Genomic DNA, 24,767 nt, shown 5'->3' with positions numbered 1-24,767 from the left:
CTCCTTATATTTTATTCTACCGTAATCTTTGCACTGACGTTCTTCTCAATCGACATATTCTTGATCTTTGTCAGCTGAACCTGTACCGTATGCGTCCCTGGTTCGTACAGCTGCATGTCAATCTTTGGATTTAAATCCTTCACTACAACTTTATCTACTACAGAGCGCAATCCGCTGATCTTCACCTTTAACTCTGAGTCATCAAATTTGACATCATAATTCTTCGTATTATTGATCAATGCGATCTGTTCTGTCGGAATCGTCAATGTTCGTTTCGTCTTCTTCTCGATGTTCGCACGGATCACGATATTCTTGATCTTATCTACAGATTTTACAAATGTAATACCATCTGGCAGTTTAATATCGGACGCTTTGATCGTTTTTTCAATACTCTTTGTACTGTCACTGATATCTAAATTCGCCAGTTTGATACTGCTGATCTTCTCCAGATCATCTTCAGCTCCAGTAATTTCTATATGTTTTGGTTCATAATCAATGCTTCCAAGTACATATCCCTTGCCCGGCGTTCCTTTTGTTTCCACTGTAAATGGTATTGTCTTCGTTCTTGATAATCCAATCTTTACTTTAATCTTGGTCGTATCAAGTTTGATGCGGTCCTGACTTACTTCATCTCCGTCTTCATCATAACACTTGACATTCTGAGCCATTGTTACATCTTTCTTCAATCCGGATACATCTACTTTCGCTACGATCTGTTTGATCCTGCTTACCACACTCTTTGGCCCAGATACAGAGATCAGATTCGGCGTTGCTGTCTGCGTGCTTACCGTATATCCACTCGCTGGTGTTCCTTTCACCACAACATTGACTGGTATCTGGTCACTCTTCACATCTTCCAATACGACTTTGACTGTTGCACCACCTGTATCGATATCTAACTGACTCTTGTATCGTAAAGCCTCAACTTCGATCTGGATCGCATGAACATCTGACATAGAAGATACATCTGCCGTTGCGCGGAAATCTGACTTCGTCAAACGATCTACAACATCTTTCTTTCCCTTCACAGTAAAGCTTACGGTATCTCCAGATTCAATCTTATAAGTCTGATTAAGATCGTCTAAAACCTGTTCATTCAGCATATCAACCGGTACATCGCTGAAAGTCTTCTTGATGACCGGGTTATCGGTGTTGATAACAAACATCCAAAGTAGAAAGGCAAAAACAACAGAAATTATTTTTAAAAGCAGATCACTTTCCATTCTTTTTTTCATTTCGATTCCGCCCCTTCCATAGTTTGAATTTCTTATTCTGTCCTTTTTCTTCTCTCAGGACAGCCAGTTCATCTCTCAATCTCTGTGGATCCAGATGTCTGATGATCTTTCCATCCCTTGCGATAGAAATGCCACCAGTTTCTTCGGATACGATCACAGTGATACTGTCTGAAACTTCACTGATCCCTACTGCTGCTCTGTGTCTGGTACCCATTTCCTTTCCAATCTCTACACTATCGCTTAATGGAAGATAGCAAGTTGCTGACACGATCCTGTTGTTGTGAATGATCACCGCGCCATCATGGAGTGGTGTATTGTGTTCAAAGATATTGATCAGAAGCTGGCTGCTGACCTTCGCATCAATTGGAATTCCTGTACGCTCATACTCTCCAAGTGCTACTTCTCTTTGCAGTACGATCAGTGCTCCTGTCTTTACCTTTCCCATCTCAATCGCTGCTCTTGATATCTCTTGCAGAGTTCTTGCTGTATATTCCAGTTCTTCCTGACGGCTATCTGTAGAGAAAATATCAGTCACCCAGTTCTTTCTTCCAAGCTGTTCCAATGCGCTTCGGAGTTCTGGCTGGAAGACGATCAAAATCGCTGTGATTCCCACACTCATTGTATTGGAAAGAATCCATGAAACTGTATGTAATTGCAGTAAATATGCCGCAAATGCAATACAAAGCAAGATAATGATCCCTTTTAATAATACCCAGGCTCTTGTTGTTTTGATCCATTTGACGATCAGATAGATCATAACACTGACGATCAGAATATCTACAATGTCATTCAGACCGATCTTCGGAATCGATGTCCAATATATATATTTTTCAAGTCCATCAAAAAATTTACTCAAATTTCCTCTCCCTTTTCTTTGTCCTGTTCTTTATGTTCTTGTTTATGTTCTTTTCTTTTTAAACTAAATCTATGTGATGGTACCGTGATCTGTGTAACATTAAATTCTTCTTCTTCCACAGTCACTTTCGGTATCGCTCTTACATAATAATAATATTCTTCATCTTCAAATTCAAATGTTTCTTCTCTGGTATAGTCGATCACATTGTATAAAAACTGTATGATCAGGGCAATCGCAATGCTTCCTATGATCGTTCCGATCTGTGATGTGATATTGATCTCATTGTTAACCAGATATCCTCCTATGAACATGCAGATCAGATATACAACTCCTCCTGCAAGGATTGAAATATTCCATCCATGCGCTACTCCCCGCTTGCGAATTGCTGTTACGAGTGCTGTCACCAGACAGAATACCACAAAATACAAAAGCAGATCCTTATTGTCGATCGCTCTTGCCGCGATCAGACTGTAGACCTTCCCATGTGCTGATCCTGATGCCAGCTGGTTCATTGTCTGCTGAAGGATATTGGACAGATAATAGATCACTGTTCCCATTAAGATCGCTGGAAGTCCTGCAATTCCACAAAACATCCCAGCAAAGATTGGTAAACATGCAGGTAGTTGAAAATAAAAGAAGATTGGCACCATCATCAGATAAATCCTTGTCTCTGGAAAAACTCTCTGATATACAAGAAAATATAATACAACTACCAGTGCAAAAAATAATGTCACTTCTAACGATACATGAAGTAACTCTAAGAATATAACGACATAAAAGATCAGTGATAATGCTGATATTGGAATAAAGACACTGATCACTCCCATCATAAAGATAAAAAATGGCTGTGAAAAGGTCTCTGTATATCCAAACAATTTCCCTAATACATAAAATAAAACAGTTCCTCCAAGGAATCTCATCCCTGATTGAATATATCTTCCTCTCGCCGTGAGGAATTTCAAAAATCGTTCTCTATATATCAATAATTTTTCCATCTTCGTCTTCCTCCTCGACTATCGTTGGACTAATGTCTTCATTCTCTTTTTCTTTATATAATGTTTCTAGTTCTTCTAAATGCTTGTCATAGATCAGTACCCTTGCCCTTACCTCATCATACTGCCTGGATGCTCGCATCTTCGTAAAATGCAGGTAGACAAAAAATACCGCAACATAAATTCCTATGATCACAGCCGCAGATACTATAACTTTACCTTCTCTCAGCTTCATGATCACAATATCTAACTGCATGATACACAACAATCCTGTCATGATCAGAAATGAGATCAACAAGGCAATGCTTGTCTTGATCTTCTCCGATCTGACATAATCTTTCTTGGTATATTTGTAAATACGGAAATCACCTTTTCCATAATTCTTCTCATACTTGGCCATCTTAGCCATAATCTTTACTTTCTCTTCTGAAATCATATGCTTTCACCTGCTTTTTCAGTCTTATTTTTATTATAGCATGGAATATAGCAAAAAAAAAGGAGGTATGAAAACTCATACCTCCTAAATCAATTCTTCTTATCCGAAGTATCTCTTTAATAATCCTTCAAATGCTTTACCATGACGTGCTTCGTCTCTTGCCATCTCATGAACTGTATCATGGATTGCATCTAAGTTTGCTGCTTTCGCACGTTTTGCAAGGTCAAATTTACCTTCTGTTGCTCCATGTTCTGCATCTACACGCATCTCTAAGTTCTTCTTTGTGCTGTCTGTTACAACTTCACCTAATAACTCAGCAAATTTTGCTGCATGTTCTGCTTCTTCGTATGCTGCTTTCTCCCAGTATAATCCGATCTCTGGATATCCTTCTCTGTGAGCTACTCTTGCCATTGCAAGGTACATTCCTACTTCAGAACATTCTCCTTCGAAATTTGCTCTTAGATCAGCTAAGATATCTTCGCTGACACCTTTGGCAACACCTACTACGTGTTCTGCTGCCCATTCTTTTTCTCCTTCTACCTGCTCTTTGAATTTATCTGCTGGTACTCCACACTGTGGACATTTCTCTGGTGGCTGTTCTCCTTCGTGTACATATCCGCATACTGTACAAATCCATTTCTTCATAATTCTTGTTCTCCTTTATACTTTATATGATCATTTATGTTGCTTTGCCTTTCGGCTTAGTATCTTTTGTTTAAAACAGTAATGATTACTATTTTTAACTTGTCTTTATATTACCATCACATTTTACTTTTGTCAATGATTTTTTAAACAATTTTTGCAGATTCCTTTAAAATAAACAATATTCTGTGTAATCTTTCCAGGAAAGTTCTCACTTGCGATCTCATTTAACTTCTCATCGATCGGTGCCATCTCCAAATCGATGACTGCTCCACATTCCTGACACACAAAATGATAGTGTGGATCGGTGCATGCATCGTAATGGTCTGCTCCTCCTTCGTAAGATAGCTTTAGTATTTCCCCTCGCTCACTTAATAATGCAAGATTTCGATAGACTGTTCCAAGACTGATCTTAGGAAACTCTTCTTTGATATTCATATATACCATATCGGCAGTTGGATGGTCTTTGCGAGTCATTAAAAACTTTATGATGGCATCTCTTTGCTTGCTTTTTTTCGTTGCTGGCTGCATAACCTCTTCCTTTCCTCTTTAATTCAAATAATAACTGTTACTGTTTTTAGTATATATATTTTTATACATTATGTCAACCATTTCGAAGAAAATTGTATAAATTTATATACACAAAGCAGACAGGTATTTGATTTCCTGTCTGCTTTGTGCATTTTTAAAACTTAGGGAGTATAACCAAAGTGTCAGTTTTAGCTCTGGAATACTTTATGTGGATTCAAGATATTCTTTGGATCAAATGCTTTCTTAATTCCACTCATTAACTCAATTGTTTCTAGATCAAGAGATTCTCTCAAATATGGCTTCTTCGCAAATCCGATTCCATGTTCTCCGGATACTTTTCCACCTAACTGTGCAGCTTTCTCGTAGATCTTCTCCATTGCTTCTGCCATTCGTTTTTCAAATTCTTCCTGACTTAAGTCATCTTTTAAGATATAAGAATGAAGGTTTCCATCTCCAGCATGTCCGAAACTCTTGATACGTATATCTACTTCATTATGTAAGTTATGAAGATATTCTACCATTTCATTGACTTTATTTCTTGGTACGACCATGTCTACTTCATCCATATCAGTTGTAGATCCTTTGATTGCTTCAAGGAAGGCTCCTCTGGCTTTCCAGATAGATTCTTCTCTTTCTTCTGTATCTGAGATCAGTACGTCAAGTGCTCCTGCCTCTAAACAAAGTTTTGCAACTTTATCATAATCTGCTTCAATCTCTTCTGTTGAATTGCCGTCAAATTTGAGCAGAAGGTACGCATCGGATTGGGAATCTGGGAATTTTTTACCTAGGTACTCTTCTGCATCAATGATGACCTCCCTCTGCATAAACTCAATGGCAGTTGGGATTGCTTTGGACTTGATAATGAGAGGTACTGTGTCAATTGCTTCTTTTAAGGTTTTAAATGGTATCAGTAAACTAATTGCCTTTTTAGGCAGAGGGAGTAATTTTAATGTGGCTTTTGTGATAAAGCCTAAGGTTCCTTCGGAACCGATCATCAGGTCTTTTAAGGAATATCCGGAACTGTTTTTTACAACCTTTCCTCCAAATTCCACGATCTTTCCATTTGGAAGGACAACTTCAAGACCTCTGACATAATCTCTGGTCACGCCATATTTTACAGCACGCATACCACCGGCATTTGTACTGATATTTCCACCGATCGTTGCGGATTTCTCTCCTGGATCTGGTGGGTAGAAGAAATCATGATCTTCCACGTAGGCAGCAAGTTCCATTAATAAAACTCCTGGTTCTACGGTGATCGTTAAGTTTTCTTCATCAAGTTCTAATATATGATTCATGAGGCTTGAATCGATCATGATCCCGTGTTCGATCGCTACGGAAGATCCTACCAGACCGGTTCCAGCTCCTCTTGGTGTGACCGGAATATTATTTTCATATGCATATTTCATGATCTCAGAGATTTCTTCTGCAGAAGTCGCTTTTACTACAACATCTGGGTAGCTTTGTGCTCCTCCTAATTCATCATGACTGTATTCTTCGTTGATATTTTCTGCATATAAAATTCTTTCATCGTCTTTTATGATATTTTTGATAACTTCTAAATCAGCTTGATCAAATTTCTTATAACTCATATCTCTTACGCCCCTTTCGCAGCTTTAATCTTCTCGATCAGTTTTGGTACGATATCGTAGACATCTCCTACCAGACAATAATGTGCTGTCTTAAAGATCGGTGCTTTTTCATCGGAATTAATGGATACGATGCAGTCAGAGTGATCCATTCCAGCTACAAACTGAATGGCTCCTGATACACCACAGGTAATGATCAGTTTCGGGCGTACGGTTCTTCCACTTAATCCTACCTGACATTTTGCTTCTACCCATCCTGCTTCTGCAAGTGGTCTTGTGCAGGCTACCTGTCCGTCTAACAGTTCTGCTAATTCTCTGATCATTGCAAGGTCTTCTTCTTTCTTGATTCCTCGTCCTGCAACGACTAAAACATCGGCAGATTCGATAAACTTCTCTGGCTCTTTCTTTACAATATCTAATACATCCACATGTGCTTTGATCTTTTCTTTATCGATCGCACATGAAATGATTTCTCCATGTGTTTCTTCTGTTCTTTCTGGTGCATTCATGACTTTGTATCTTACCGTTGCCATCTGTGGACGGTTATTTGGTGTTAAGATATGTGCCATGATGTTTCCACCAAATGCTGGTCTGATCTGAGAAAGGTCTGTATTCTCATCCATCTCAAGAATCGTACAGTCTGCTGTTAATCCTGTCTTCATTCTTGCAGCTACCCTTGGTGCCAACTGTCTTCCGACTGTTGTTGCTCCTGTCAGGATCGCACATGGCTGATGTTTCTTGATGAAATCTTCAAATACAGATGTATAAGATTCTATTTTGAATCTTGCTAACTCTGGGAAGTCGTAAACAAATACTTTATCAACTCCGTAGTGTAATAATTCTTCTGCCTTATCTGAAATGTTATTTCCCATAAATAAAGCATATACTGGATGATTGATCTTACTTGCCAGCTCTCGTGCTTTTCCGATCAATTCGTATGTTACTGGATGAATTTCTCCATCAACATGATCGACATAAACAGCGATTCCGTTCCACTGACTCTTATCAATTTCTTCTTTTTTCTCATCTTCTACATATTCTACTGCTCCAGCTGGTCCTTTCTTCACACATAATTTGCACATCTTACATGCGGCATTGATAGAAAGTTTTCCGTCTTTTTCTTCCATCGCACCGAATGGACAAATATCAACCAGAACCTGTGGATCTTCTACTTTTTCCTGATGTATTACTAATTTTGGCATTCTCATTTCCCCCTTTTAGATAAATTTCATATCTGTGATCATATGGAATAATTTGTCTGCGACTTCACTTCCGTCTCCGTCCCATACTTCATGATGGTCATTCGCTGTTGGAGGGAAAATTCGTTTTACCTGTGTTGGTGAACCATTTAATCCATAATGTGTTTCGTCTTTGTCTTCCATATCATCTAAGGAATATACTTCAATTTCACGGTCTGCGGTATCCATCTTCTTTACATAGGATGGAAGTCTTGGCTGGAAAATGTCTTTATCTACGGATAACAAACATGGATACTGGACTTTAGCAATCTCCAGTTCTTCCGGCAGATCCATCTCGATCGTGATCGCATCGGATTCTACTTTAGATATCTTCTTTACATTTGATACACTTGGGATATTTAACCATTCAGATACTTCGGAACCAACCTGTGCTGTGTCACCATCAGTTGTCTGTTTTCCACATAGGATCAGGTCAAAATCTCCCATCTTCTTGATTCCCTGTGCGATCGTATAACTTGTTGCCAGTACATCGGCTCCACCAAATCTTCGGTCTGATAATAATGCTCCACGGTCAACTCCCATGGCAAATGCTTCTCTGATCACTGTCATTGCCTGTGGTGGTCCCATACTGATGACACTGATCGTTCCACCTACTTCTTCTCTGATCTTAAGCGCTGTCTCTAACGCATACAGATCATATGGATTCATCTTTGAATCGGCTCCGTTTCTTAACAGCACACCGGTTACTGGATCAACTTCCACTTTATTAGATGCCGGTACCTGTTTGATACATACTAAAATGTCCATTGCTATTCCTCCTCATTCCTAAGACTTTCTATCCTTTATCTTAAGCTCTTCCGCTCTGAATTGGTACTACCAATTTTGTTTGAAAAAAATTTGGATGTTTTCCGCATCCATTGTTTTTATCTGTTTTTGTCTTATTGGTACTACCAATTTATGTTTTTATTATATATACATTGTCTACTTTTGTAAAGTACTATTTGACATTTTTCTTTTTTTTGTTAATCTTGCATAAAAAAGAAGAGCCAAAATGGCTCTTTCCTTAAAGTTCTTTGTGAATAATGTTATCAATCATCTCGAAATGTTTCATCAATGCTTTCTGTCCATTGACCACATCTCTCTTTAATAAACATTCGACAATCTGCTTATGTGCTTCCTGTAACATTCCTTTTCGCTTCTCAGTTCTTAAGATTTCTCGACGCATTTCAAAAATGAAGATATCCATCACTTCAGATAATGCATCTAAGATATTCACGATCAGAACATTGCCTGATGCTTTCGCGATCGCATAATGGATCTTCTTATCATACATTGTCTTCTCGTCGTTATCTGTACTCTGATCTAATGCATTCACATATTCTTGTAATTCTATGATGTCTTTTGTCTCTGCATTCTTCACTGCAAGTGCATATGCCTGCATCTCCAGTCCGATACGGATCTGGTTGATCTGATCATAATCAAGCTTATCAAGCATAAACATCATAGAAAGGGCATCTACCATATATCCCTTAAAATTTCCTGATATATAATTTCCTGCTCCTTGTCTACTTGAGACCACTCCCATGACAGTTAAGATCTTCAACGCTTCACGAACGGAATTCCTGCTGACTCCAATCTTCTCTGAGATCTCTCTCTCTGGTGGAAGTCCTTGTCCAAGAACAAGTTCCTGATTCATGATCTGCTCTTTGATACTATCTATGACAATCTCATAGGCTTTCTTTGTTTTTTCCATATTAACATTCCATTCTGTCTATTACTTTTTTTCTTAATCACATAATAGGTAACATTATACCAGATTCACTTTTTTTTGAAAACCCCTTGCAATATCCTTTGAATAGTTGTAGTATGTAAGAAAGTTAGATGTGGTTTTTAATACTATGTATTGAATTTTATAACACTAGAATGATTGGAGGTTTTACCATGAAACATAAATTAAAAGATCCAGGAAGTGCAATTACCCATTTGATCGGAATGATCCTGGCCGCGATCGTTTCCATTCCATTGATCATCAAGAGCTTTTTAAGCGGTGATTATGTACGCATTATCTCTTTGATCATATTTACTATAAGTATGATTGGTCTTTATGGTGCAAGTACTGCTTATCACTCTTTTAATATTTCACCAACGATCAATAAGAAGTTAAAGAAACTTGACCATGCAATGATCTTTGTTCTGATCGCTGGTTCTTACACACCGATCTGTACGATCGTTCTTGGCAGCACGCTTGGATATGGACTTTTATCCGTAATCTGGATCATAGCGATCCTTGGTATCGTATTTAAGATGTTCTGGGTAACTTGTCCGAAGTGGGTATCTTCTGTCATGTATATCGCAATGGGATGGCTTTGTATCGTTGCGATCGCACCGATCATCCATAGTTTATCCAAGACATCTTTTGGATGGCTGCTTGCTGGCGGTATCATTTATACAGTTGGTGGTGTGATCTATGCACTAAAGATTCCTTGGTTCGAAAATCACTGGAAGAATTTTGGTCTGCATGAGATCTTTCATCTGTTTGTTATGGGTGGAAGTTTATGCCATATGATCTTAATGTTCCAGATTTAATTTTTGCTCCTGTTGGTAGTTTTCTATTAACAGGAGTTTTTCCTTTCTGGTAAGACGTTTAATCTTTGCTTCTTTACTCATTGCTTCCTGCTTTGTATCAAATTCTTCAAGATACACAAGTTCTACTGGTCCTCGTCCTCTTGTATATTTTGCACCTTTTCCTTCATTATGCATCTTCAGGCGATGTTTGATATCGTTAGTCCATCCTGTGTATAAACTGTTATCACTGCATTTTAATATGTACGTTACATTCTTCATCTGTCTTATCCTCTGTCTATCTGTATATTGATCCAGCCCTGATCTTCATTTTCTTTGAAGAAAGGCTGTCAGATGTTCTCTGACCGCCTTTCCTCTACATCAACCAGATATGTTATGGCTGTTATTTTCTCACTTTATTTTATTCCAGATATTTTAAAGGGTCTACACTTTTTTTATCTTTTTCCATCTGAAAATAGAGATTCGTTCCTTCTAATGTGTAATAACTTGTCGGCTCTGCGACTTTTGCAATAACTTCTCCTGCATTGACCATTGTTCCTTCTTTTACTCTGATATCTTTAAGCTGTCCGTATAATACGGTATATTCATTTCCAAGATCCATCAATACCGTTTGTCCATATTCTGCTGATTTTTTAATTTCTCTTACCTTTGCCTTACGTACTGCCTTCACTTCGTCTCCTTCTTTTGCTTCGATCAGGATTCCTTTGTTGATACGGTACTGGTCAAGAGATTCAAAATAGATGGTTGAATTTACACTGTATGGAAGAATGATATTGCCTTTGATCGGCCATGTCAGTTTGGATGTACCATTATACGTAACACTTTCACTCATGGTACGTTTCATTTGTGCCGTTGTCTCTGTTTCTTTCTTGTCTTGCGTTGTTGTTTTTGTTTTTTCCTGTGTTGCGCTGTTATTAGCTCCAATCGATTCTTCTTCCAGGCTGACTTCCTGTTTTGCCTGATCTCTCCTCTGGCGGAATGTAGCACTGTAGTACGCCATGATTCCAAGAAAGAATACGAATCCTATGATCATTGCCCCATAGTATTTGCGCAGCGGAAATGGGTTTTGTTTGTTATTTTTTCTCATTTTCATCACCTCAAACATAGTTTTGCCCATTTCCATCTGTTTATTCATATAGTTTTTGAATCATTGTTTTTGGATAGTAATATTTTAATATTTTTTGATAGGTTTTTCCTTGCTTTGCCATCTGATCTGCACCATACTGGCTTAGTCCTAATCCATTTCCCTTTCCGAGACAGATGATCCTTAAATTTCCTTTATATTGTTCAAAATAAAAATTATTGGATGCCAGTTGCAGCCATCTTGCAAAATCTTCTCCGGAAATGATATATGATCCGGCCTTGATCTGTTTGACATATCCATTCTTTGTTACCGTTAAAAGTCTCAGATTTTTTTGTAATTGTTGTATGGTGATTTTCTTTTTCATGTGTTCTTCTAGTATAATCTGCATCCTTTGATATGAAATTGTCTTAATTGACATATAATCTTTGGATTCAATATCACTTAAACTTTCTTTCTGTCTTAGATAAGGAATCTTTTTCCCGAACCATTCACTTGCATCTAATGTCATCCCCACACTCACTGCATGAAAATATGGTTCGATCAATGCTCCTTTGTATGTGATCACCTTTCCGATTGTTTCTTTGACTGCTTTTTTTCGTTTCTGATCCATGATCTCATAGGCACGATCACCCAGTTTACTTTTATATTGTTCGTCTTTGTACACCTGATATGGTATGCTTTCCATCTTTATCTTCTTTGATCTGCCCATTTTCCGGATCAGATCTGTCCTTAAGATCACAGCCTGACATTTGATTGTTTCTTCTTCTTGATCCATGGAAATCTGTCCTGGGAGGATTTTTAAAAGGTAACTTTCCAAATCAATATCTTGGTCCTTGTCTTGTATTTTATATCCACTGTCATAGTTTTCAAACGAAATATTTTTCTTGTTTTCTTTATTGATATATATCGTAATAATATATGGAATCGTTGTTAACAAAAAAAATAAAAATAATATATATGTCATTTTGTACCTCATTCCAATCCTCCTTTTGTCCGTCTTACTATTTTATGTTACAATAGAAAAAAATATGAAAGGACTCTTATATTTTATGAAAAGATATGATTTTACAATTACATCTGACCGTGGACTTCACGCACAGCCTGTAGCTGCTCTTGCAAGTATCGCATGTAAAAGTGCTTCTTGTGTTACACTAGAATATGATGGAGGAGAAATCGATGTATCCAATGCGATCCATCTAATGTCTGCTTGTATCTCCTACAATGATAAAGTAAATCTGATCGTTTCTGGATCTGACGAGGATGAAACAATGGAGAAATTAAAGGAAATCGTCACTTCACAACTTTTATAAGAATACTGTTCGTTTTTGTCAGATTATGTTATACTGAAGTTGTTATAGGGCAGCTTATCCTGACCCTTCTATTTTTATGTTGAAAAGGAGTATTCAATGGATATAAATCATCTTACCTTGCTCACAGATCTTTATGAATTAACCATGATGCAAGGATATTTTAAAACAGGGAATGATGAAACTGTAGTTTTTGATGTTTTTTACCGTGATAATCCTTCTGGAAGTGGCTATGCGATCACTTGCGGACTCGATCAGGTCATTGATTATATCAAAAACTTATCTTTTTCATATGATGATATTGATTATCTTCGTAATCAAGGGATTTTTGATGAAGATTTTCTGGAATATCTTGCTGGATATCATTTTACAGGAGATATTTATGCGATCGCGGAAGGAACTGTTGTATTCCCAAGAGAACCGCTTCTGAAAGTTAAAGCACCTATCATGGAGGCACAGCTTGTAGAAACTGCGCTCCTTAATATCATCAATCATCAAAGTCTGATCGCTACGAAGGCTTCTCGTGTAGTTTATGCTGCTGGTGGAAGTGGTGTTATGGAATTCGGACTTCGACGTGCTCAGGGACCTGATGCTGGTACTTATGGTGCCCGTGCTGCCGTGATCGGTGGTTGTGATGGTACTTCGAATGTACTTGCTGGTAAATGTTTTGATATTCCGATCCTTGGAACTCATGCACACAGCTGGATCATGAGTTTTGATGACGAATATCATGCTTTCCGTGCTTATGCAGATCTTTATCCAGATTCCTGCACTTTACTTGTTGACACTTATGACACTCTTCGTTCTGGTGTTCCAAATGCGATCCGTGTATTTGAAGAATTAAGAGCAGAAGGTCATATGCCAAAGCACTATGGAATCCGTTTAGACAGTGGGGATCTTGCTTATCTTACAAAGAAAGCCCGTATCATGCTTGATGAAGCAGGTTTTCCTGATGCAGTGATCGCTGCTTCTGGAGACCTTGATGAGAATCTGATCACAAGCTTAAAATCTCAGGGTGCACCGATCACTTCATGGGGTGTTGGTACAAAACTGATCACTTCTGCAGATTGTCCTGCATTTGGAGGTGTCTATAAACTTGCTGCCTCTAAACCAAAAGGTGCTGATGAATTTACTGCTAAGATCAAGATTTCTGAGAATCCTGCAAAGATCACAAATCCTGGAAATAAAACGATTTATCGTATCTACGGAAAGGAAGATGGAAAGATCCGTGGTGATCTGATCTGTCTTGTCGGGGAACATTATGATGAATCTGACGATCTGACAATCTTTGATCCTCAGGCTACTTGGAAGAAGTCTACACTTGCTGGTGGTACTTATACAATGCGTGAACTTTTAGTTCCAATCTTTATCAAAGGTCAATGTGTTTACAAGAGTCCTTCTGTTATGGACATCCGTTCCTATTGTAAGGATGAACTAAACACATTATGGGATGAGAGCAGACGTCTTGTGAATCCACAGGAAGTCTATGTCGATCTTTCCATGCCTCTTTACAAATTAAAGAATGAATTGCTTGATGCAAATCACAAAAAATAAAATCATTTATAGAAGGGAGAACGATCATGATTCGTTTTTTTGCAGATATTATTTATCTGTTCTTTTTCCTGACATTAACCGCACCGCTCTATCCATTGTTTGATCATTGGAACAAAACTGGAAAAGCTCATAAACGTTCATCCATAGCACAACGCATGATCTTACGATCTTTTAAGATCTGTCTTGCTATGGCTGGTACAAAATTAATTGTTGATGGTCAGGAAAACATACCAGAAGATGGTGCTGTTTTATATGTTGGAAATCATAGCAGTTATTATGATATTTTATGCAGCTACGTTGCTACTGAACGTGGAATGGGATTTTTTGCCAAGAAAGAAATGGAAAAGATTCCTTGTCTATCCCACTGGATGCGTTTTATCAACTGCCTGTTTTTAGATCGTAAGAATATCAAAGCTGGACTTGCTACCATGAATGAAGGTACAAAACTTTTGAAAGATGGTTTTTCCATTGCGATCTTCCCAGAAGGTACCAGAAGTCAGGATGAAGATCCTCATGAGTTCAAAGAAGGAAGTTTACGTCCTGCTCTGAAAGCTGGTGTTCCTGTAATTCCGATGGCAATTTCAGGTACTGCTGATATCTTAGAGAATAACAGACGTTTTCAGGTAAAACCAACGACTGTTCATATTACTTTTGGACAGCCAATCTATCCTGATCAGCTTGAAAGAGCTGAGAAAAAGCATCTCGGTGCTACAATTCGTGAAGAAATTATCGAAATGCGAAAAAAACATAAGACAAGTTAAGGAAAAAATGCTATAATAGTTAAGATATTCAAATGTATATATTAGGAGGAGAAGATAATATGAGTGTATGGACAGTTATCCTTATTATTGCGGTAATTGCTGCGATCATTCTTGGTGTTCTGTATTTTGTTGGTAGAAAGATGCAGGCAAAACAGGAAGATCAGCGTGCGCAGTTAGATCAGATGGCACAGACAGTGAATATGCTTGTCATAGATAAGAAGCGAATGAAGATCATGGAAGCTGGATTTCCTAAGATGGTAACTGATAACATTCCGAAACGTGCTAAGATGTCTAAGGTACCAGTTGTTAAAGCAAAGATTGGACCAAAGATCACTCCATTATTGTGTGATGAGGCAATCTTCGATGACGTTCCTGTAAAGGCTGAGATCAAAGCTGTTGTCAGTGGTATTTATATCACATCCATCAAGAATCTTCGTAATGTTGCACCACCTGAACCTGAAAAACGTGGTCTGCGTGCAAAACTTACTAAGAAGAGTGCTGAATTTATGCGTAAGAATTAATTTCTTATTATTGTATAAGAATCTAAAATGCAAAATACCGGAAACTTATCATGTGAAAGTTTCCGGTATTTTTTGTTGTAAAATATTCTTTTATTTTCTTTCCTGAATCTTAACGATGACATATCCTTTTTCCGTTGAAATATAACCAATCTTGAGATACTGACCGTCTTTCTTGATATATCCACCCTGTGTCGATGGTCTGTGGTAACCAAACTTCTTAATAAATTTATCACCATAGGAAAAATGAACACCCTTGATATCAAAGCTTTCTTCTTCCATATCTTCCTGATCTTCTCCACCACTGGATGCTGGTATAAAATTCTCTACATATCCTTCAACACTCTTGTAATTTCCTTGCTTATATGCTTGGATCACCTGCACATATCCAAAACAGAATCTAAGTGCTGCGATCGCACAGATTACAAGACACACTGCAGATAACAGTTTAAAAAATGGTTTTTTTGAACATAAGAGCAGTAAAACTCCTATAATTCCTAAAACAGCAAATGGAATGACCCATCTTGCCTGTATTGTAAAATTGCTGGCTTCATATAATAGTTTCATATATTCAAGCCTCCCTTCCATACTCTTTCCACTCCATGTGAAAGTATTACTTAATTCAGATTTGTTATCGTTGCATCGCAATATTCTAAGACTTTCGAAAATTCCATATCTCCACCAAATAAGTCTAAGGCACTTCCGATCGTCACATCAATCTTATCATTTCCATAGTTTTTCAGCAATTCCAGATCGTCAAAATTCTTAACTCCACCTGCATATGTGACTTTATTGCCATTATATCGAGCTAATAATTGCACGAGTTCCTGATCGATCCCCTGTGCTTTTCCTTCTACATCAACTCCATGAATCAGATATTCATCACACCATGATTCCAGTTTGTGCAGAAGTTCTATGGTTAATTCTTCTTCCGTAAACTTCTGCCAGCGGTCTGTTGTGATATAGTATTTGTCATCTCTCTTTCGACAACTAAGGTCAAGTACCAGATGTTCTCTTCCTACCTGTTCTTTTAGAGCATCCAGTCTGTCATAATGAACCTTTCCACCTGCAAATACAAAAGATGTTACGATCACATGTGATGCGCCAGATTCAATGAATTCTTTGGCATTCTCATCTGTGATCCCTCCACCGATCTGAAGACCCCCTTCAAATGCTTTCAACGCCTTTAATGCCTGTACCTTATCTTCTTCGTAGTACTTCGAATCTCTGGCATTCAGCATGATGATATGTCCACCATTCAAATGATTCTCTTTATATAATTTTCCATAAAATGTACCATCTTTTTCGGATACAAAATTCTCTGTTGCAAAATCTCCCTGATCAAGAAGACTTCCTCCTACAATCTGTTTGATCTTGCCATTGTGAATGTCAATGCATGGTCTAAATCTCATCTTTTCTTATCATCTCCTGTTTATTCTGTCATCTCTAATAAGTCAAATGCTTCTCCACTTGGATCTGCTTTAAATACCATTCTCTCACCTGTTGTTGGATGTTCAAATGCGATTCGTGCTGCAAATAGACCGATCTCTTTGTATTTCTTCTTTGTCTTTTGATAGATCGGATTATACTTTGTATCTCCCCAGATTCCAAATCCTCTGCTTGATGTCTGAACACGGATCTGATGGTGACGGCCTGTCTCTAAATGGATCAGACAATACGTGTATTTCATCTTGGAATCTTCCATCATATCAATAACTTCATAGTCAAGGATCGCTTCTTTGGCTCCTGGCGTTCCTTCTTTGACAATTTTGGATACATTATTCTTCGGATCTTTTAATAAATAATCCCTGAATGTCCCTTCGTCGTCAGGCAGCCATCCGGTCAATACTGCCTGATAGTCTTTCTCAAAAGTATGATCTTTGATCTGTTCTGTCAGAGATGCAGCTGCCTTCTTGGTTCTTGCAAATACCATTACCCCGCCAACTGGACGGTCTAAGCGGTGAACTAAATAAAGCTGTGGCTCCCCATCTGTATTTTCCTCAAAAAACAGTTGATTTTTAAGCTGATGCAAAAGATCCATGTCCCCCGTCTTGTCACTGGAAACGGGGATTCCTTTTGGCTTCTCACAAACAACGATCTGGTCATCTTTATATATGATATTTATCTTTTTATTCTTTCTCATAAAAATCTCCTACATCTTGAAACGATATCCAACACCCCATATTGTCTCGATATATTGAGGTTTTGCTGTGTTAACTTCGATCTTCTCCCTGATCTTCTTGATATGAACCGTAACGGTTGCGATATCTCCTAAAGATTCCATATCCCAGATCTTATTAAATAATTCTTCCTTGGTAAAGACTCTGTTTGGATGTCCTGCAAGGAATGTTAAAAGATCAAATTCTTTCGTTGTAAAGACTTTTTCCTCTCCATTTAAGTATACACGTCTTGCAGTCTTATCAATCTTCAATCCACGGATCTCAATGATATCATTGACTTCCATCTGATTATTTACAAGACGCTGATAACGATTCAGATGTGCCTTCACTCTTGCTACAAGTTCACTTGGACTAAATGGCTTTGTGATATAATCATCTGCACCGAGTCCTAACCCTCGAATCTTATCGATATCTTCTTTTCTTGCAGATACCATAAGGATCGGAATTTCTTTTGCTTCTCGAATCTGCTTACAGATCTCAAATCCATCAACTCCAGGTAACATGATATCTAAAATGATCATATCAAAATCATTTTTTAGAGCCTTCTCTAGTCCCTGTTGTCCATCTGTTTCGATTTCTACTTCAAAAGAACTTAATTCCAGATAATCTTTCTCTAATTCTGCAATTGAAAGTTCGTCTTCTACGATTAATACTTTGCTCATGTTATTTCTCCTTTGACTGATCGATTACTTTATTTAGTGTAAAGAATATTGTCGTTCCAGCACGCAGCTTACTCTCTGCCCAGATCTCACCGCCATGTTCTTCGATGATCTTCTTACAAATAGATAATCCAAGACCACTTCCACCTGCTGAATTTCTCGACATATCTGCACGATAGGTTCTTCTAAAAATATGTGGAAGATCTTCTTTGGAAATTCCGATTCCATTGTCCTTGATCGCTACCTGTACCTTTCGGTCATATTCTGTTAACGTAATTCCTACTTTTCCTTTTGCTTTGTTATTGTATTTGCATGCATTATTGATAATATTGTTTATCACTCTCTTAAGCTGTTCCGGATCTGCTGTTACCATGACATTGGCTGCACAGTAATTGCGATAAGAAAACATCATGCCTCTTTGCTCAAGGTCTGCTCCGATCTCATCGACACAGTCTTTAAAATACGAATTGATGTTGATCTTCTCAAAATTATACGGAATGATATTCGAATCGATCTTAGAGTATAATGATAATTCATTGATCAATACATTCATATCATTTGCCTTGTTATAGACCGTCTTAATGTAACGATCCATCTTCTCAGGTGTATCGGCTACACCATCCATGATCCCTTCTACATATCCTTTGATCGCTGTGATCGGCGTCTTCAAATCATGGGAAATGTTACTGATCAAATCTCTGTTTTGCTTCTCATAAACAATTCTTGCATCGATAGAGTCTTTCAATTCTGCCCTCATCTCATTAAATGCATTGCACAATTCCCTGATCTCTTCTCCACCACTGTTAATCACTACATCGTTGTCAAGATTTCCTTCCTTGATACGTTCTGCACCTGCTTTTAATTCACGGATCGGGCCGACGAATTCACGATACATAAACCATGATAAAAAGGTACTTGTTAAGATCAGTACCCCTATCACAGCGCAGGATACCTGAATAATAATATTGCGGTAATGTGGAAGTACTGTTCCAAGATCTGTCATGATAAAAACAGATCCTTGTCCGCCATCATTGTATTTAAAGTCCTGCTGTTTTACAAGATAGTTTCCTGGTCTGCTGACAAAAAAGCCACGGTCTGCATCACTGTCTTTATTCCCATAGGATGGAAGTTTATGAATTAATTTATCAGATACTTTTTTCTTCCCTATATATTGGATCTGACCATTTTTACGGACGATCAGATAGGAATCCTTCGCTTTTAAACGTTCATTGAGATCATTTAAATACTGTTCATTGTCAAAGATTTGTGGATCTTTCTTTACGTGATCTTCTAATTCAAAGAAATTTCCCTGTGTCTCGGTATTCATCGTCTTTAATGGATTCACAAATCGTTCAAAAGACCCTGCTGAGAGGTCTGCCTTGTTGATTCTTGAATACCCTATACTCAAACCAGCGATCGATACTATCATCACAAAGATTGGTAGCACGATCGCTGGTAAATAGATCAACCGAACTTTATTTACTGCTTTCATCCCATTAACTCTCCTTTGGTATTAATATCTATTATTATACCATAGTCATACGAAGAAACCAGAATTTGATCGATTATTTTATTTAATTTTTAGAAACGATAAAATCAAGAAGTGCATCTGCAACTTCTTCTTTTGTCATCTTTGGAAGCTGCTTTTCTTCATCCTTTGTGATTAGTGTGATCACGTTTGTATCTGTGTTGAATCCAGCTCCCTGTTCCTTTAAGTTATTGGCTGCGATCATGTCGATCTTTTTCTTCTCTAGTTTAGCTCTAGAATTTTCTAACATGTTCTGTGTTTCCATGGAAAAACCACATAAGAACTGACCTTCTTTTTTATTCTCTCCAAGTGTCTTTAAAATATCTTTTGTCCTTACCAGTTCAATCGCCATATCTCCGTCTTTTTTCTTGACTTTCTGATCGCTGACATTCGCTGGTGTATAATCTGCAACAGCTGCAGATTTGATGATGATATCTTGTTCATCGCTTCTGCTTATCACTGCATCGTACATATCCTGTGCACTCACGATCGGAACAACATCTACAAACATCGGGGGTTCGATCGCTGTCTTTCCTGTGACTAACGTAACATCCGCTCCACGAAGCATCGCCATCTTAGCGATCGCATATCCCATCTTTCCTGAGGAATGATTGGAAATATAACGTACTGGATCGATTGCTTCGATCGTTGGCCCTGCTGTCACAAGGACTTTCTTGCCTTTTAAGTCTTTTTCTTTGGCGATCACTCTCTCAAGATGTGCAACCAGCACTTCTTCTGAAGGCATCTTTCCTGCACCACTTGTTCCACATGCCAGATGTCCATTCGCAGGCTCTACGATCTCATATCCAAATCTTCTTAGTTTATCAAGATTATCCTGCAAGATTGGATTATTATACATCTTTGTATTCATCGCTGGTGAAATGATCACTGGTTTGTTACATGCCATTACGGTTGTTGATAACATATCATCTGCGATTCCATTTGCGATCTTACCAATGATATTCGCTGAAGCTGGTGCGATCAGCATCGCATCTGCTTTGTCTGTCAGTGATACATGTGCTACATGAAACTGAAAATTACGGTCAAATGTTTCTACAAGACATTTTGTATTGGTCAAACTTTCAAATGCGATCGGGTTGATGAAATTTGTTGCATTCTTCGTCATGACTACGTGAACTTCGCATCCACGTTTCACTAACATACTCGCTACATTTGCCATCTTATAAGCTGCAATACTTCCTGTCACACCCAATACTATCGTTTTTCCTTTTAACATGATCTTTCTCCTACATATCTTCTAAACGTCCATGTCTTTCATAGTTTGTGCAACGGGAAATCTGATTCTCATCATCTACAAATACAACTTTTGGTTCAAATGTTTTTGCTTCTTCTGGTGTCATATCTGCATATGCGATAATGATGATCTTATCTCCTGTTGCCACGCAACGTGCTGCAGGTCCGTTTAAGCAGATCATCCCACTTCCTGGCTCTCCTGGAATTGTATATGTCTCGAAACGGCTTCCGTTGTTCACATCTACGATATGTACGTGTTCATATTCTAAGATTCCTGCTGCTTCTAATAATACAGGATCGACTGTGATACTTCCTACATAATCTAATTCTGCCTGTTTTACTGTTGCTCTATGAATTTTTCCTTTTAACATGCTGATGTTCATTTTTCTTTCTCCTTAAGTCTATTCGTTAATCAGTGTATTGTCAATGAGTCTTGTCTTTCCAATGTAAACTGCCATAGCTAACATACATGTTCCTTCCAGTTTCTCAACTGGTGCCATAGATAAAGCATCAACTGCTTCTACATAATCAATCTTGGCAAGTGGTTCTGTCTCAATGTTTTTCTTCATTGCTTCTACGACTTTGTTTGCATCTTTTTCTGTCTTGGCAAGTTCTTTTCCTAATGCTACCGTCTTAGAAAGGATCAGTGCTGCTTTTCTTTCTTCAGGAGAAAGATATGTATTTCTTGAACTCTTTGCAAGTCCGTCTTCTTCACGAACGATCGGACATCCAACGATCTCAATATCCATATTTAAGTCACGTACCATACGTTTGATCACTGCTAACTGCTGTCCGTCTTTCTGTCCAAAATATGCGTGGTCTGGTGTTACGATATTAAATAATTTATTTACAACCGTACATACGCCTCTGAAATGAATTGGACGAGTTTTTCCACAAAGTCCTTCTGTAAGTCCTGTCATGTCCACAAAAGAACAGAAATCTTTTTCATACATTTCTTCTGCTTCTGGATGGAAGATCAGGTCTACTCCTGCACTTTCACATAATGCTGCATCATGGTCTAAATCTCTTGGATATGTTGCAAGGTCCTCTGTTGGTCCAAACTGCATTGGATTTACGAAAATACTTACAACAACTTTGTCGTTCCCTTTTCTTGCTGCATCCATCAGACTTTTATGTCCTTCATGAAGATATCCCATCGTTGGCACGAAACCTACGCTTAGTCCCTGTTTCTTCCACTCTTTTACCTGTTCTCTGACTTCTTTGACTGTTCCTACGATTTTCATTACTAAAACTCCTTCTTCCCATTATACGTGGGAATCTATTTATATAAATTATGTCCTTTTTATTGTCTGTTTTTGGTCTTAATATAATTTTTCAATGACATCATCACTGATCGCATATGTATTTTCTGGTCCAGGGAAAGTTCCTTCTTTGACTGCATTGATATAGTCTTTGACTGCTCCCTGCATCACTTCTCCAACCTGTGCAAACTGTTTTACAAATTTTGGTACGAAGTTTCCATACATTGCTAACATGTCCTGATAAACTAATACCTGTCCATCACATTCAGCACTTGCTCCGATTCCGATCGTTGGAATATGTACTTTCTTTGTGATGATCGCTGCTAATTTCTCAGGAATTCCTTCTAAAACGAGCATAAATGCTCCCGCTTTCTCAACTGCCTGTGCAGCTTCGATCAGTTCTTTTGCTGCCTCCTCGCTTTTTCCCTGCACTCTGAATCCACCAAACATATTAGATGACTGTGGTGTCAGTCCAATGTGGGCACATACTGGAATCTGTGCATTCACGATTGCTTCGATCTGTGGACATACATTTTTTCCACCTTCTAATTTTACTGCTGTACAACCTGTTTCTTTCATGATTCGTCCAGCATTTGCTACCGCATCATATACAGATGTGTGATAAGATAAAAATGGCATGTCGACAACGATCATAGCGTTTTTTGCCCCTCTTACAACGGCTGCTCCATGATGGATCATATCATCAACAGTTACAGGAATCGTTGAATCATATCCAAGCATAACCATTCCAAGAGAATCTCCAACCAACATCGTGTCAATTCCAGCTTCGTCAAATAATTTTGCAGTGGAATAATCATATGCTGTCAGCATTGTGATCTTTTCTCCATTATCCTTCATCTTCTGTACTGTGCTTACTGTTGTTTTCATTTTTCTTCCTCCAATACATGTTTCATGTCTGCATAAGAAATATCAGGATGTCGCATCTGCGCAAGTTTTATGATCTCTTTTGTCAGGGCACTATAAGTTTCCTTTGTCTCCTGATCCAAGGCATTCAGATGTTTCTGCACTGTTTTGATATCATGGCGTTCCACTGGGCCTGTCAGTGCATCACATGTTCCAACATCAAATATATTGTTCATGTTCGTAACTGTCAGCGGTTTCAATGCCTTCAGTGCTGCATCTTCATCAAATCCGCACTCCATAAGCAGTCTTTTGGCCTGATTGATCAGTCCGACCGCAAGATTCGATGCAAACACAGCTGCTGCATGATATTTTGGTTTATCTTCGCTTTTTAATCTCACGATGTGATTTGGACACGCAGATAACAGATCCATGATCTCTTCTATGTGTTCTTCATTTCCTTCCACACTGAATAGAGCCTGTGATAAATCTTCGTATGCAGTTTTTTTACTCTTAAATGGAAACATTGGATGAATAGAGTAACCGTACGCTCCGGTTTCTTCAATTCCAGAAAGAACAGCTGATCCTAATGATCCGCTGCAATGACAAATAAACTTTCCTTGTATCGGATAAGTTTTGACTAGTTCCCAGACTGCGGCTATTGCATCGTCTGGTACTGTTAAAAATAGAACATCACTCTTTGTTAATATTTTATCAATTGAGGTTGTAAATATCTTCTGAGTCTGTTTTTCCGTTCCACTTACCTTTGCTTGTGTACGGGTGTAACACCCTGTGACGGGTATATTGTTGTGTACAAAGTAATCATAAAGAGAGCAGCCTACTTTCCCCGCTCCGATAAATCCTACTTTCATACATGTATCACCTGCTTTCCTGCGGGTGATGTTCTAAGTTAAATTGATTTGCCGGTATGATTTCTTTCAAGAATACCATCCAGATGTTAACTATAACACCCGTGTGGGGAAATAGCAAGTATAATTTTGATTGTAATGGTGTTGCATGTATGAGTCAGAAAGAACAAGAGAAGAAATATTTATAAGAATAAAGGGTGACACTCCGCATTTTTGAAAGCGTTTTTTACAAATCGCTGATCCGCGCCTGTTCCTTTGATAACTTCCTGGCTGCGAGCCAAAATGCCCGCAGCTGCGGTCAGACAATCAACCACAGGGCGCTGCGAATTTGTAAAAAACGCATTCAAAAAGTGCTCATGTTGTCACCCTTTATTCTTATAAATATTTCTTCTCTTGTTCTTTCTGACTCATACAACGGAACACTATTCAATTCACTACACAGTGTGTATGTTAAACGATATTGGTTGATGATTTTTGTATTCGTTAACAGAAGATGAAAGGGCTTAAACAAGCACCGATTTAGCGAGTAGTTTGATGAACTGAAGTTATTGGTATTTATAATAAACACTGTCTGTCACTACAAAAATTGAAAAACGATAACACTCAACATACACACCACTTAAGTTTTCCAATCTTGTAATTGTCCACACTTTAGACTTCTGGTATATGATAAAAAATAAATAAACGATCGGAAGAGCAGCATTAGAATTTTGCCACGTTTTTTACGGATTCGCAGCCGGCTTGGTGCGTTGTTTGAGTCTCAAAAAGTTCTGGTTTTCAATACCTTTGAAGGCGAGTTACGCAAGGAAAGCCGGCGGATCAGCGATCTGTACAAAACGTGAGTAAAATTCTCTAGCTGCTCTTCCG

The 24,767-nt window shown here is 38.2% G+C and carries 28 protein-coding genes; 5 read left to right on the top strand and 23 right to left on the bottom strand.

The annotated features are described in order from the left end of the window. Window positions 1-11: 11 nt before the first annotated feature. The 10 genes from QUE18_RS02665 to QUE18_RS02620 all read right to left on the bottom strand — a co-directional run bounded on the left by QUE18_RS02665 (window position 12) and on the right by QUE18_RS02620 (window position 9,233). Entirely contained in the window at window positions 12-1,235 is a 1,224-nt protein-coding gene (locus QUE18_RS02665; protein WP_008394156.1) for a CdaR family protein, read from the bottom strand. Beyond that, a complete protein-coding gene (gene cdaA, locus QUE18_RS02660; RefSeq protein WP_009204088.1) occupies window positions 1,213-2,091 on the bottom strand; it encodes a diadenylate cyclase CdaA in 879 nt (292 codons plus the stop codon). The genes QUE18_RS02665 and cdaA overlap by 23 nt, the downstream gene beginning before the upstream one ends. Beyond that, window positions 2,088-3,086 carry a hypothetical protein gene (locus QUE18_RS02655; RefSeq protein ID WP_009204087.1) on the bottom strand — a complete coding sequence of 333 codons (999 nt, stop codon included), beginning with the start codon at window positions 3,084-3,086 and terminating at the stop codon, window positions 2,088-2,090. Before QUE18_RS02655 ends, cdaA begins: the two co-directional genes overlap by 4 nt. Next, window positions 3,064-3,519, bottom strand: coding sequence for a hypothetical protein (locus QUE18_RS02650; RefSeq protein ID WP_009204086.1), 456 nt, complete (start codon window positions 3,517-3,519; stop codon window positions 3,064-3,066). Before QUE18_RS02650 ends, QUE18_RS02655 begins: the two co-directional genes overlap by 23 nt. 99 nt (window positions 3,520-3,618) lie before the next feature. Further along, on the bottom strand, window positions 3,619-4,164 hold the full coding sequence (locus QUE18_RS02645; RefSeq protein ID WP_008394151.1) for an NADH peroxidase: 546 nt from the start codon (window positions 4,162-4,164) through the stop codon (window positions 3,619-3,621). A 132-nt stretch (window positions 4,165-4,296) separates the two neighbouring features. Next, entirely contained in the window at window positions 4,297-4,692 is a 396-nt protein-coding gene (locus tag QUE18_RS02640) for a Fur family transcriptional regulator (RefSeq protein ID WP_008394150.1), read from the bottom strand. A gap of 188 nt (window positions 4,693-4,880) precedes the next feature. Continuing rightward, the gene (locus tag QUE18_RS02635) at window positions 4,881-6,284 is read right to left on the bottom strand and encodes an FAD-binding oxidoreductase (protein ID WP_009204085.1); all 1,404 of its coding nucleotides are present in this window, start codon (window positions 6,282-6,284) and stop codon (window positions 4,881-4,883) included. A gap of 5 nt (window positions 6,285-6,289) precedes the next feature. Next, a complete protein-coding gene (locus QUE18_RS02630) occupies window positions 6,290-7,483 on the bottom strand; it encodes an electron transfer flavoprotein subunit alpha (protein WP_009204084.1) in 1,194 nt (397 codons plus the stop codon). A 15-nt stretch (window positions 7,484-7,498) separates the two neighbouring features. Next, window positions 7,499-8,287, bottom strand: coding sequence for an electron transfer flavoprotein subunit beta/FixA family protein (locus tag QUE18_RS02625; RefSeq protein ID WP_008394146.1), 789 nt, complete (start codon window positions 8,285-8,287; stop codon window positions 7,499-7,501). Between the two features lie 256 nt (window positions 8,288-8,543). After that, the gene (locus QUE18_RS02620) at window positions 8,544-9,233 is read right to left on the bottom strand and encodes a FadR/GntR family transcriptional regulator (protein ID WP_009204083.1); all 690 of its coding nucleotides are present in this window, start codon (window positions 9,231-9,233) and stop codon (window positions 8,544-8,546) included. 188 nt (window positions 9,234-9,421) lie between these two features. On the opposite strand from QUE18_RS02620, the gene trhA reads away from it, so the two are divergent. Beyond that, on the top strand, window positions 9,422-10,066 hold the full coding sequence (gene trhA, locus QUE18_RS02615; RefSeq protein ID WP_040344411.1) for a PAQR family membrane homeostasis protein TrhA: 645 nt from the start codon (window positions 9,422-9,424) through the stop codon (window positions 10,064-10,066). Here the strand turns inward: trhA and QUE18_RS02610 are convergent. The 3 genes from QUE18_RS02610 to QUE18_RS02600 all read right to left on the bottom strand — a co-directional run bounded on the left by QUE18_RS02610 (window position 10,049) and on the right by QUE18_RS02600 (window position 12,123). Then, complete coding sequence (locus QUE18_RS02610) at window positions 10,049-10,324, bottom strand: GIY-YIG nuclease family protein (RefSeq protein WP_008394142.1); 276 nt, start codon at window positions 10,322-10,324, stop codon at window positions 10,049-10,051. The genes trhA and QUE18_RS02610 overlap by 18 nt on opposite strands. Window positions 10,325-10,463: 139 nt before the next feature. Next, window positions 10,464-11,150, bottom strand: a complete 687-nt coding sequence (locus QUE18_RS02605; RefSeq protein ID WP_226796893.1) for a M23 family metallopeptidase — start codon at window positions 11,148-11,150, stop codon at window positions 10,464-10,466. A gap of 40 nt (window positions 11,151-11,190) precedes the next feature. Continuing rightward, window positions 11,191-12,123: a SpoIID/LytB domain-containing protein gene (locus tag QUE18_RS02600; protein WP_040344410.1), complete on the bottom strand. Its 933-nt coding sequence runs from the start codon at window positions 12,121-12,123 to the stop codon at window positions 11,191-11,193. Window positions 12,124-12,196: 73 nt separating this feature from the next. Between QUE18_RS02600 and QUE18_RS02595 the strand changes: the two genes are divergently transcribed. The 4 genes from QUE18_RS02595 to QUE18_RS02580 all read left to right on the top strand — a co-directional run bounded on the left by QUE18_RS02595 (window position 12,197) and on the right by QUE18_RS02580 (window position 15,290). Beyond that, window positions 12,197-12,457, top strand: coding sequence for an HPr family phosphocarrier protein (locus QUE18_RS02595; protein ID WP_226796892.1), 261 nt, complete (start codon window positions 12,197-12,199; stop codon window positions 12,455-12,457). 96 nt (window positions 12,458-12,553) lie between these two features. Beyond that, on the top strand, window positions 12,554-14,008 hold the full coding sequence (locus QUE18_RS02590; RefSeq protein ID WP_009204079.1) for a nicotinate phosphoribosyltransferase: 1,455 nt from the start codon (window positions 12,554-12,556) through the stop codon (window positions 14,006-14,008). Between the two features lie 26 nt (window positions 14,009-14,034). Further along, complete coding sequence (locus QUE18_RS02585; protein ID WP_008394136.1) at window positions 14,035-14,769, top strand: lysophospholipid acyltransferase family protein; 735 nt, start codon at window positions 14,035-14,037, stop codon at window positions 14,767-14,769. 59 nt (window positions 14,770-14,828) lie between these two features. After that, entirely contained in the window at window positions 14,829-15,290 is a 462-nt protein-coding gene (locus QUE18_RS02580) for a hypothetical protein (RefSeq protein WP_015530705.1), read from the top strand. Window positions 15,291-15,380: 90 nt separating this feature from the next. On the opposite strand, the gene QUE18_RS02575 is transcribed toward QUE18_RS02580, so the two are convergent. The 10 genes from QUE18_RS02575 to QUE18_RS02530 all read right to left on the bottom strand — a co-directional run bounded on the left by QUE18_RS02575 (window position 15,381) and on the right by QUE18_RS02530 (window position 23,903). Then, window positions 15,381-15,854, bottom strand: a complete 474-nt coding sequence (locus QUE18_RS02575) for a hypothetical protein (RefSeq protein ID WP_226796891.1) — start codon at window positions 15,852-15,854, stop codon at window positions 15,381-15,383. 50 nt (window positions 15,855-15,904) lie between these two features. Beyond that, a complete protein-coding gene (gene hisA / locus QUE18_RS02570) occupies window positions 15,905-16,699 on the bottom strand; it encodes a phosphoribosylformimino-5-aminoimidazole carboxamide ribotide isomerase (RefSeq protein ID WP_008394132.1) in 795 nt (264 codons plus the stop codon). 20 nt (window positions 16,700-16,719) lie between these two features. Continuing rightward, window positions 16,720-17,430 carry an RluA family pseudouridine synthase gene (locus QUE18_RS02565; RefSeq protein ID WP_008394130.1) on the bottom strand — a complete coding sequence of 237 codons (711 nt, stop codon included), beginning with the start codon at window positions 17,428-17,430 and terminating at the stop codon, window positions 16,720-16,722. Between the two features lie 9 nt (window positions 17,431-17,439). Further along, a complete protein-coding gene (locus QUE18_RS02560; RefSeq protein WP_008394129.1) occupies window positions 17,440-18,129 on the bottom strand; it encodes a response regulator transcription factor in 690 nt (229 codons plus the stop codon). 1 nt (window position 18,130) lies between these two features. Then, the gene (locus QUE18_RS02555; RefSeq protein WP_009204076.1) at window positions 18,131-19,618 is read right to left on the bottom strand and encodes a HAMP domain-containing sensor histidine kinase; all 1,488 of its coding nucleotides are present in this window, start codon (window positions 19,616-19,618) and stop codon (window positions 18,131-18,133) included. An 82-nt stretch (window positions 19,619-19,700) separates the two neighbouring features. Beyond that, entirely contained in the window at window positions 19,701-20,891 is a 1,191-nt protein-coding gene (gene coaBC, locus QUE18_RS02550; protein WP_008394127.1) for a bifunctional phosphopantothenoylcysteine decarboxylase/phosphopantothenate--cysteine ligase CoaBC, read from the bottom strand. A 10-nt stretch (window positions 20,892-20,901) separates the two neighbouring features. Beyond that, complete coding sequence (gene panD / locus QUE18_RS02545; protein ID WP_009265588.1) at window positions 20,902-21,291, bottom strand: aspartate 1-decarboxylase; 390 nt, start codon at window positions 21,289-21,291, stop codon at window positions 20,902-20,904. Window positions 21,292-21,309: 18 nt separating this feature from the next. Then, on the bottom strand, window positions 21,310-22,152 hold the full coding sequence (panC, locus tag QUE18_RS02540) for a pantoate--beta-alanine ligase (RefSeq protein WP_009204075.1): 843 nt from the start codon (window positions 22,150-22,152) through the stop codon (window positions 21,310-21,312). 78 nt (window positions 22,153-22,230) lie between these two features. Next, a complete protein-coding gene (gene panB, locus QUE18_RS02535) occupies window positions 22,231-23,058 on the bottom strand; it encodes a 3-methyl-2-oxobutanoate hydroxymethyltransferase (RefSeq protein WP_008394124.1) in 828 nt (275 codons plus the stop codon). Further along, entirely contained in the window at window positions 23,055-23,903 is an 849-nt protein-coding gene (locus tag QUE18_RS02530) for a Rossmann-like and DUF2520 domain-containing protein (protein WP_008394123.1), read from the bottom strand. Before QUE18_RS02530 ends, panB begins: the two co-directional genes overlap by 4 nt. Between the last annotated feature and the right edge of the window lie 864 nt (window positions 23,904-24,767).

It is taken from the genome of Anaerostipes hadrus ATCC 29173 = JCM 17467, from assembly GCF_030296915.1.
Classification (GTDB): domain Bacteria; phylum Bacillota; class Clostridia; order Lachnospirales; family Lachnospiraceae; genus Anaerostipes; species Anaerostipes hadrus.
Note: the sequence above shows the minus strand (reverse complement) of the source record. Positions and strands in the feature narration are given on the sequence as shown.

What these genes read in the sequence shown, in the direction of transcription:
- panD (WP_009265588.1), bottom strand. Translation starts at nt 21,291, where the DNA reads ATGAACATCAGCATGTTAAAAGGAAAAATTCATAGAGCAACAGTAAAA.
- QUE18_RS02620 (WP_009204083.1), bottom strand. Translation starts at nt 9,233, where the DNA reads ATGGAAAAAACAAAGAAAGCCTATGAGATTGTCATAGATAGTATCAAA.
- QUE18_RS02555 (WP_009204076.1), bottom strand. Translation starts at nt 19,618, where the DNA reads ATGAAAGCAGTAAATAAAGTTCGGTTGATCTATTTACCAGCGATCGTG.
- QUE18_RS02635 (WP_009204085.1), bottom strand. Translation starts at nt 6,284, where the DNA reads ATGAGTTATAAGAAATTTGATCAAGCTGATTTAGAAGTTATCAAAAAT.
- QUE18_RS02645 (WP_008394151.1), bottom strand. Translation starts at nt 4,164, where the DNA reads ATGAAGAAATGGATTTGTACAGTATGCGGATATGTACACGAAGGAGAA.
- QUE18_RS02630 (WP_009204084.1), bottom strand. Translation starts at nt 7,483, where the DNA reads ATGCCAAAATTAGTAATACATCAGGAAAAAGTAGAAGATCCACAGGTT.
- trhA (WP_040344411.1), top strand. Translation starts at nt 9,422, where the DNA reads ATGAAACATAAATTAAAAGATCCAGGAAGTGCAATTACCCATTTGATC.
- hisA (WP_008394132.1), bottom strand. Translation starts at nt 16,699, where the DNA reads ATGAGATTTAGACCATGCATTGACATTCACAATGGCAAGATCAAACAG.
- QUE18_RS02565 (WP_008394130.1), bottom strand. Translation starts at nt 17,430, where the DNA reads ATGAGAAAGAATAAAAAGATAAATATCATATATAAAGATGACCAGATC.
- QUE18_RS02655 (WP_009204087.1), bottom strand. Translation starts at nt 3,086, where the DNA reads ATGGAAAAATTATTGATATATAGAGAACGATTTTTGAAATTCCTCACG.
- panC (WP_009204075.1), bottom strand. Translation starts at nt 22,152, where the DNA reads ATGAAAATCGTAGGAACAGTCAAAGAAGTCAGAGAACAGGTAAAAGAG.
- coaBC (WP_008394127.1), bottom strand. Translation starts at nt 20,891, where the DNA reads ATGTTAAAAGGAAAAACGATAGTATTGGGTGTGACAGGAAGTATTGCA.
- QUE18_RS02650 (WP_009204086.1), bottom strand. Translation starts at nt 3,519, where the DNA reads ATGATTTCAGAAGAGAAAGTAAAGATTATGGCTAAGATGGCCAAGTAT.
- QUE18_RS02590 (WP_009204079.1), top strand. Translation starts at nt 12,554, where the DNA reads ATGGATATAAATCATCTTACCTTGCTCACAGATCTTTATGAATTAACC.
- QUE18_RS02665 (WP_008394156.1), bottom strand. Translation starts at nt 1,235, where the DNA reads ATGAAAAAAAGAATGGAAAGTGATCTGCTTTTAAAAATAATTTCTGTT.
- panB (WP_008394124.1), bottom strand. Translation starts at nt 23,058, where the DNA reads ATGAAAACAACAGTAAGCACAGTACAGAAGATGAAGGATAATGGAGAA.
- QUE18_RS02560 (WP_008394129.1), bottom strand. Translation starts at nt 18,129, where the DNA reads ATGAGCAAAGTATTAATCGTAGAAGACGAACTTTCAATTGCAGAATTA.
- QUE18_RS02575 (WP_226796891.1), bottom strand. Translation starts at nt 15,854, where the DNA reads ATGAAACTATTATATGAAGCCAGCAATTTTACAATACAGGCAAGATGG.
- QUE18_RS02600 (WP_040344410.1), bottom strand. Translation starts at nt 12,123, where the DNA reads ATGAGGTACAAAATGACATATATATTATTTTTATTTTTTTTGTTAACA.
- QUE18_RS02625 (WP_008394146.1), bottom strand. Translation starts at nt 8,287, where the DNA reads ATGGACATTTTAGTATGTATCAAACAGGTACCGGCATCTAATAAAGTG.
- QUE18_RS02610 (WP_008394142.1), bottom strand. Translation starts at nt 10,324, where the DNA reads ATGAAGAATGTAACGTACATATTAAAATGCAGTGATAACAGTTTATAC.
- QUE18_RS02585 (WP_008394136.1), top strand. Translation starts at nt 14,035, where the DNA reads ATGATTCGTTTTTTTGCAGATATTATTTATCTGTTCTTTTTCCTGACA.
- QUE18_RS02595 (WP_226796892.1), top strand. Translation starts at nt 12,197, where the DNA reads ATGAAAAGATATGATTTTACAATTACATCTGACCGTGGACTTCACGCA.
- QUE18_RS02530 (WP_008394123.1), bottom strand. Translation starts at nt 23,903, where the DNA reads ATGAAAGTAGGATTTATCGGAGCGGGGAAAGTAGGCTGCTCTCTTTAT.
- QUE18_RS02640 (WP_008394150.1), bottom strand. Translation starts at nt 4,692, where the DNA reads ATGCAGCCAGCAACGAAAAAAAGCAAGCAAAGAGATGCCATCATAAAG.
- QUE18_RS02605 (WP_226796893.1), bottom strand. Translation starts at nt 11,150, where the DNA reads ATGAGAAAAAATAACAAACAAAACCCATTTCCGCTGCGCAAATACTAT.
- QUE18_RS02580 (WP_015530705.1), top strand. Translation starts at nt 14,829, where the DNA reads ATGAGTGTATGGACAGTTATCCTTATTATTGCGGTAATTGCTGCGATC.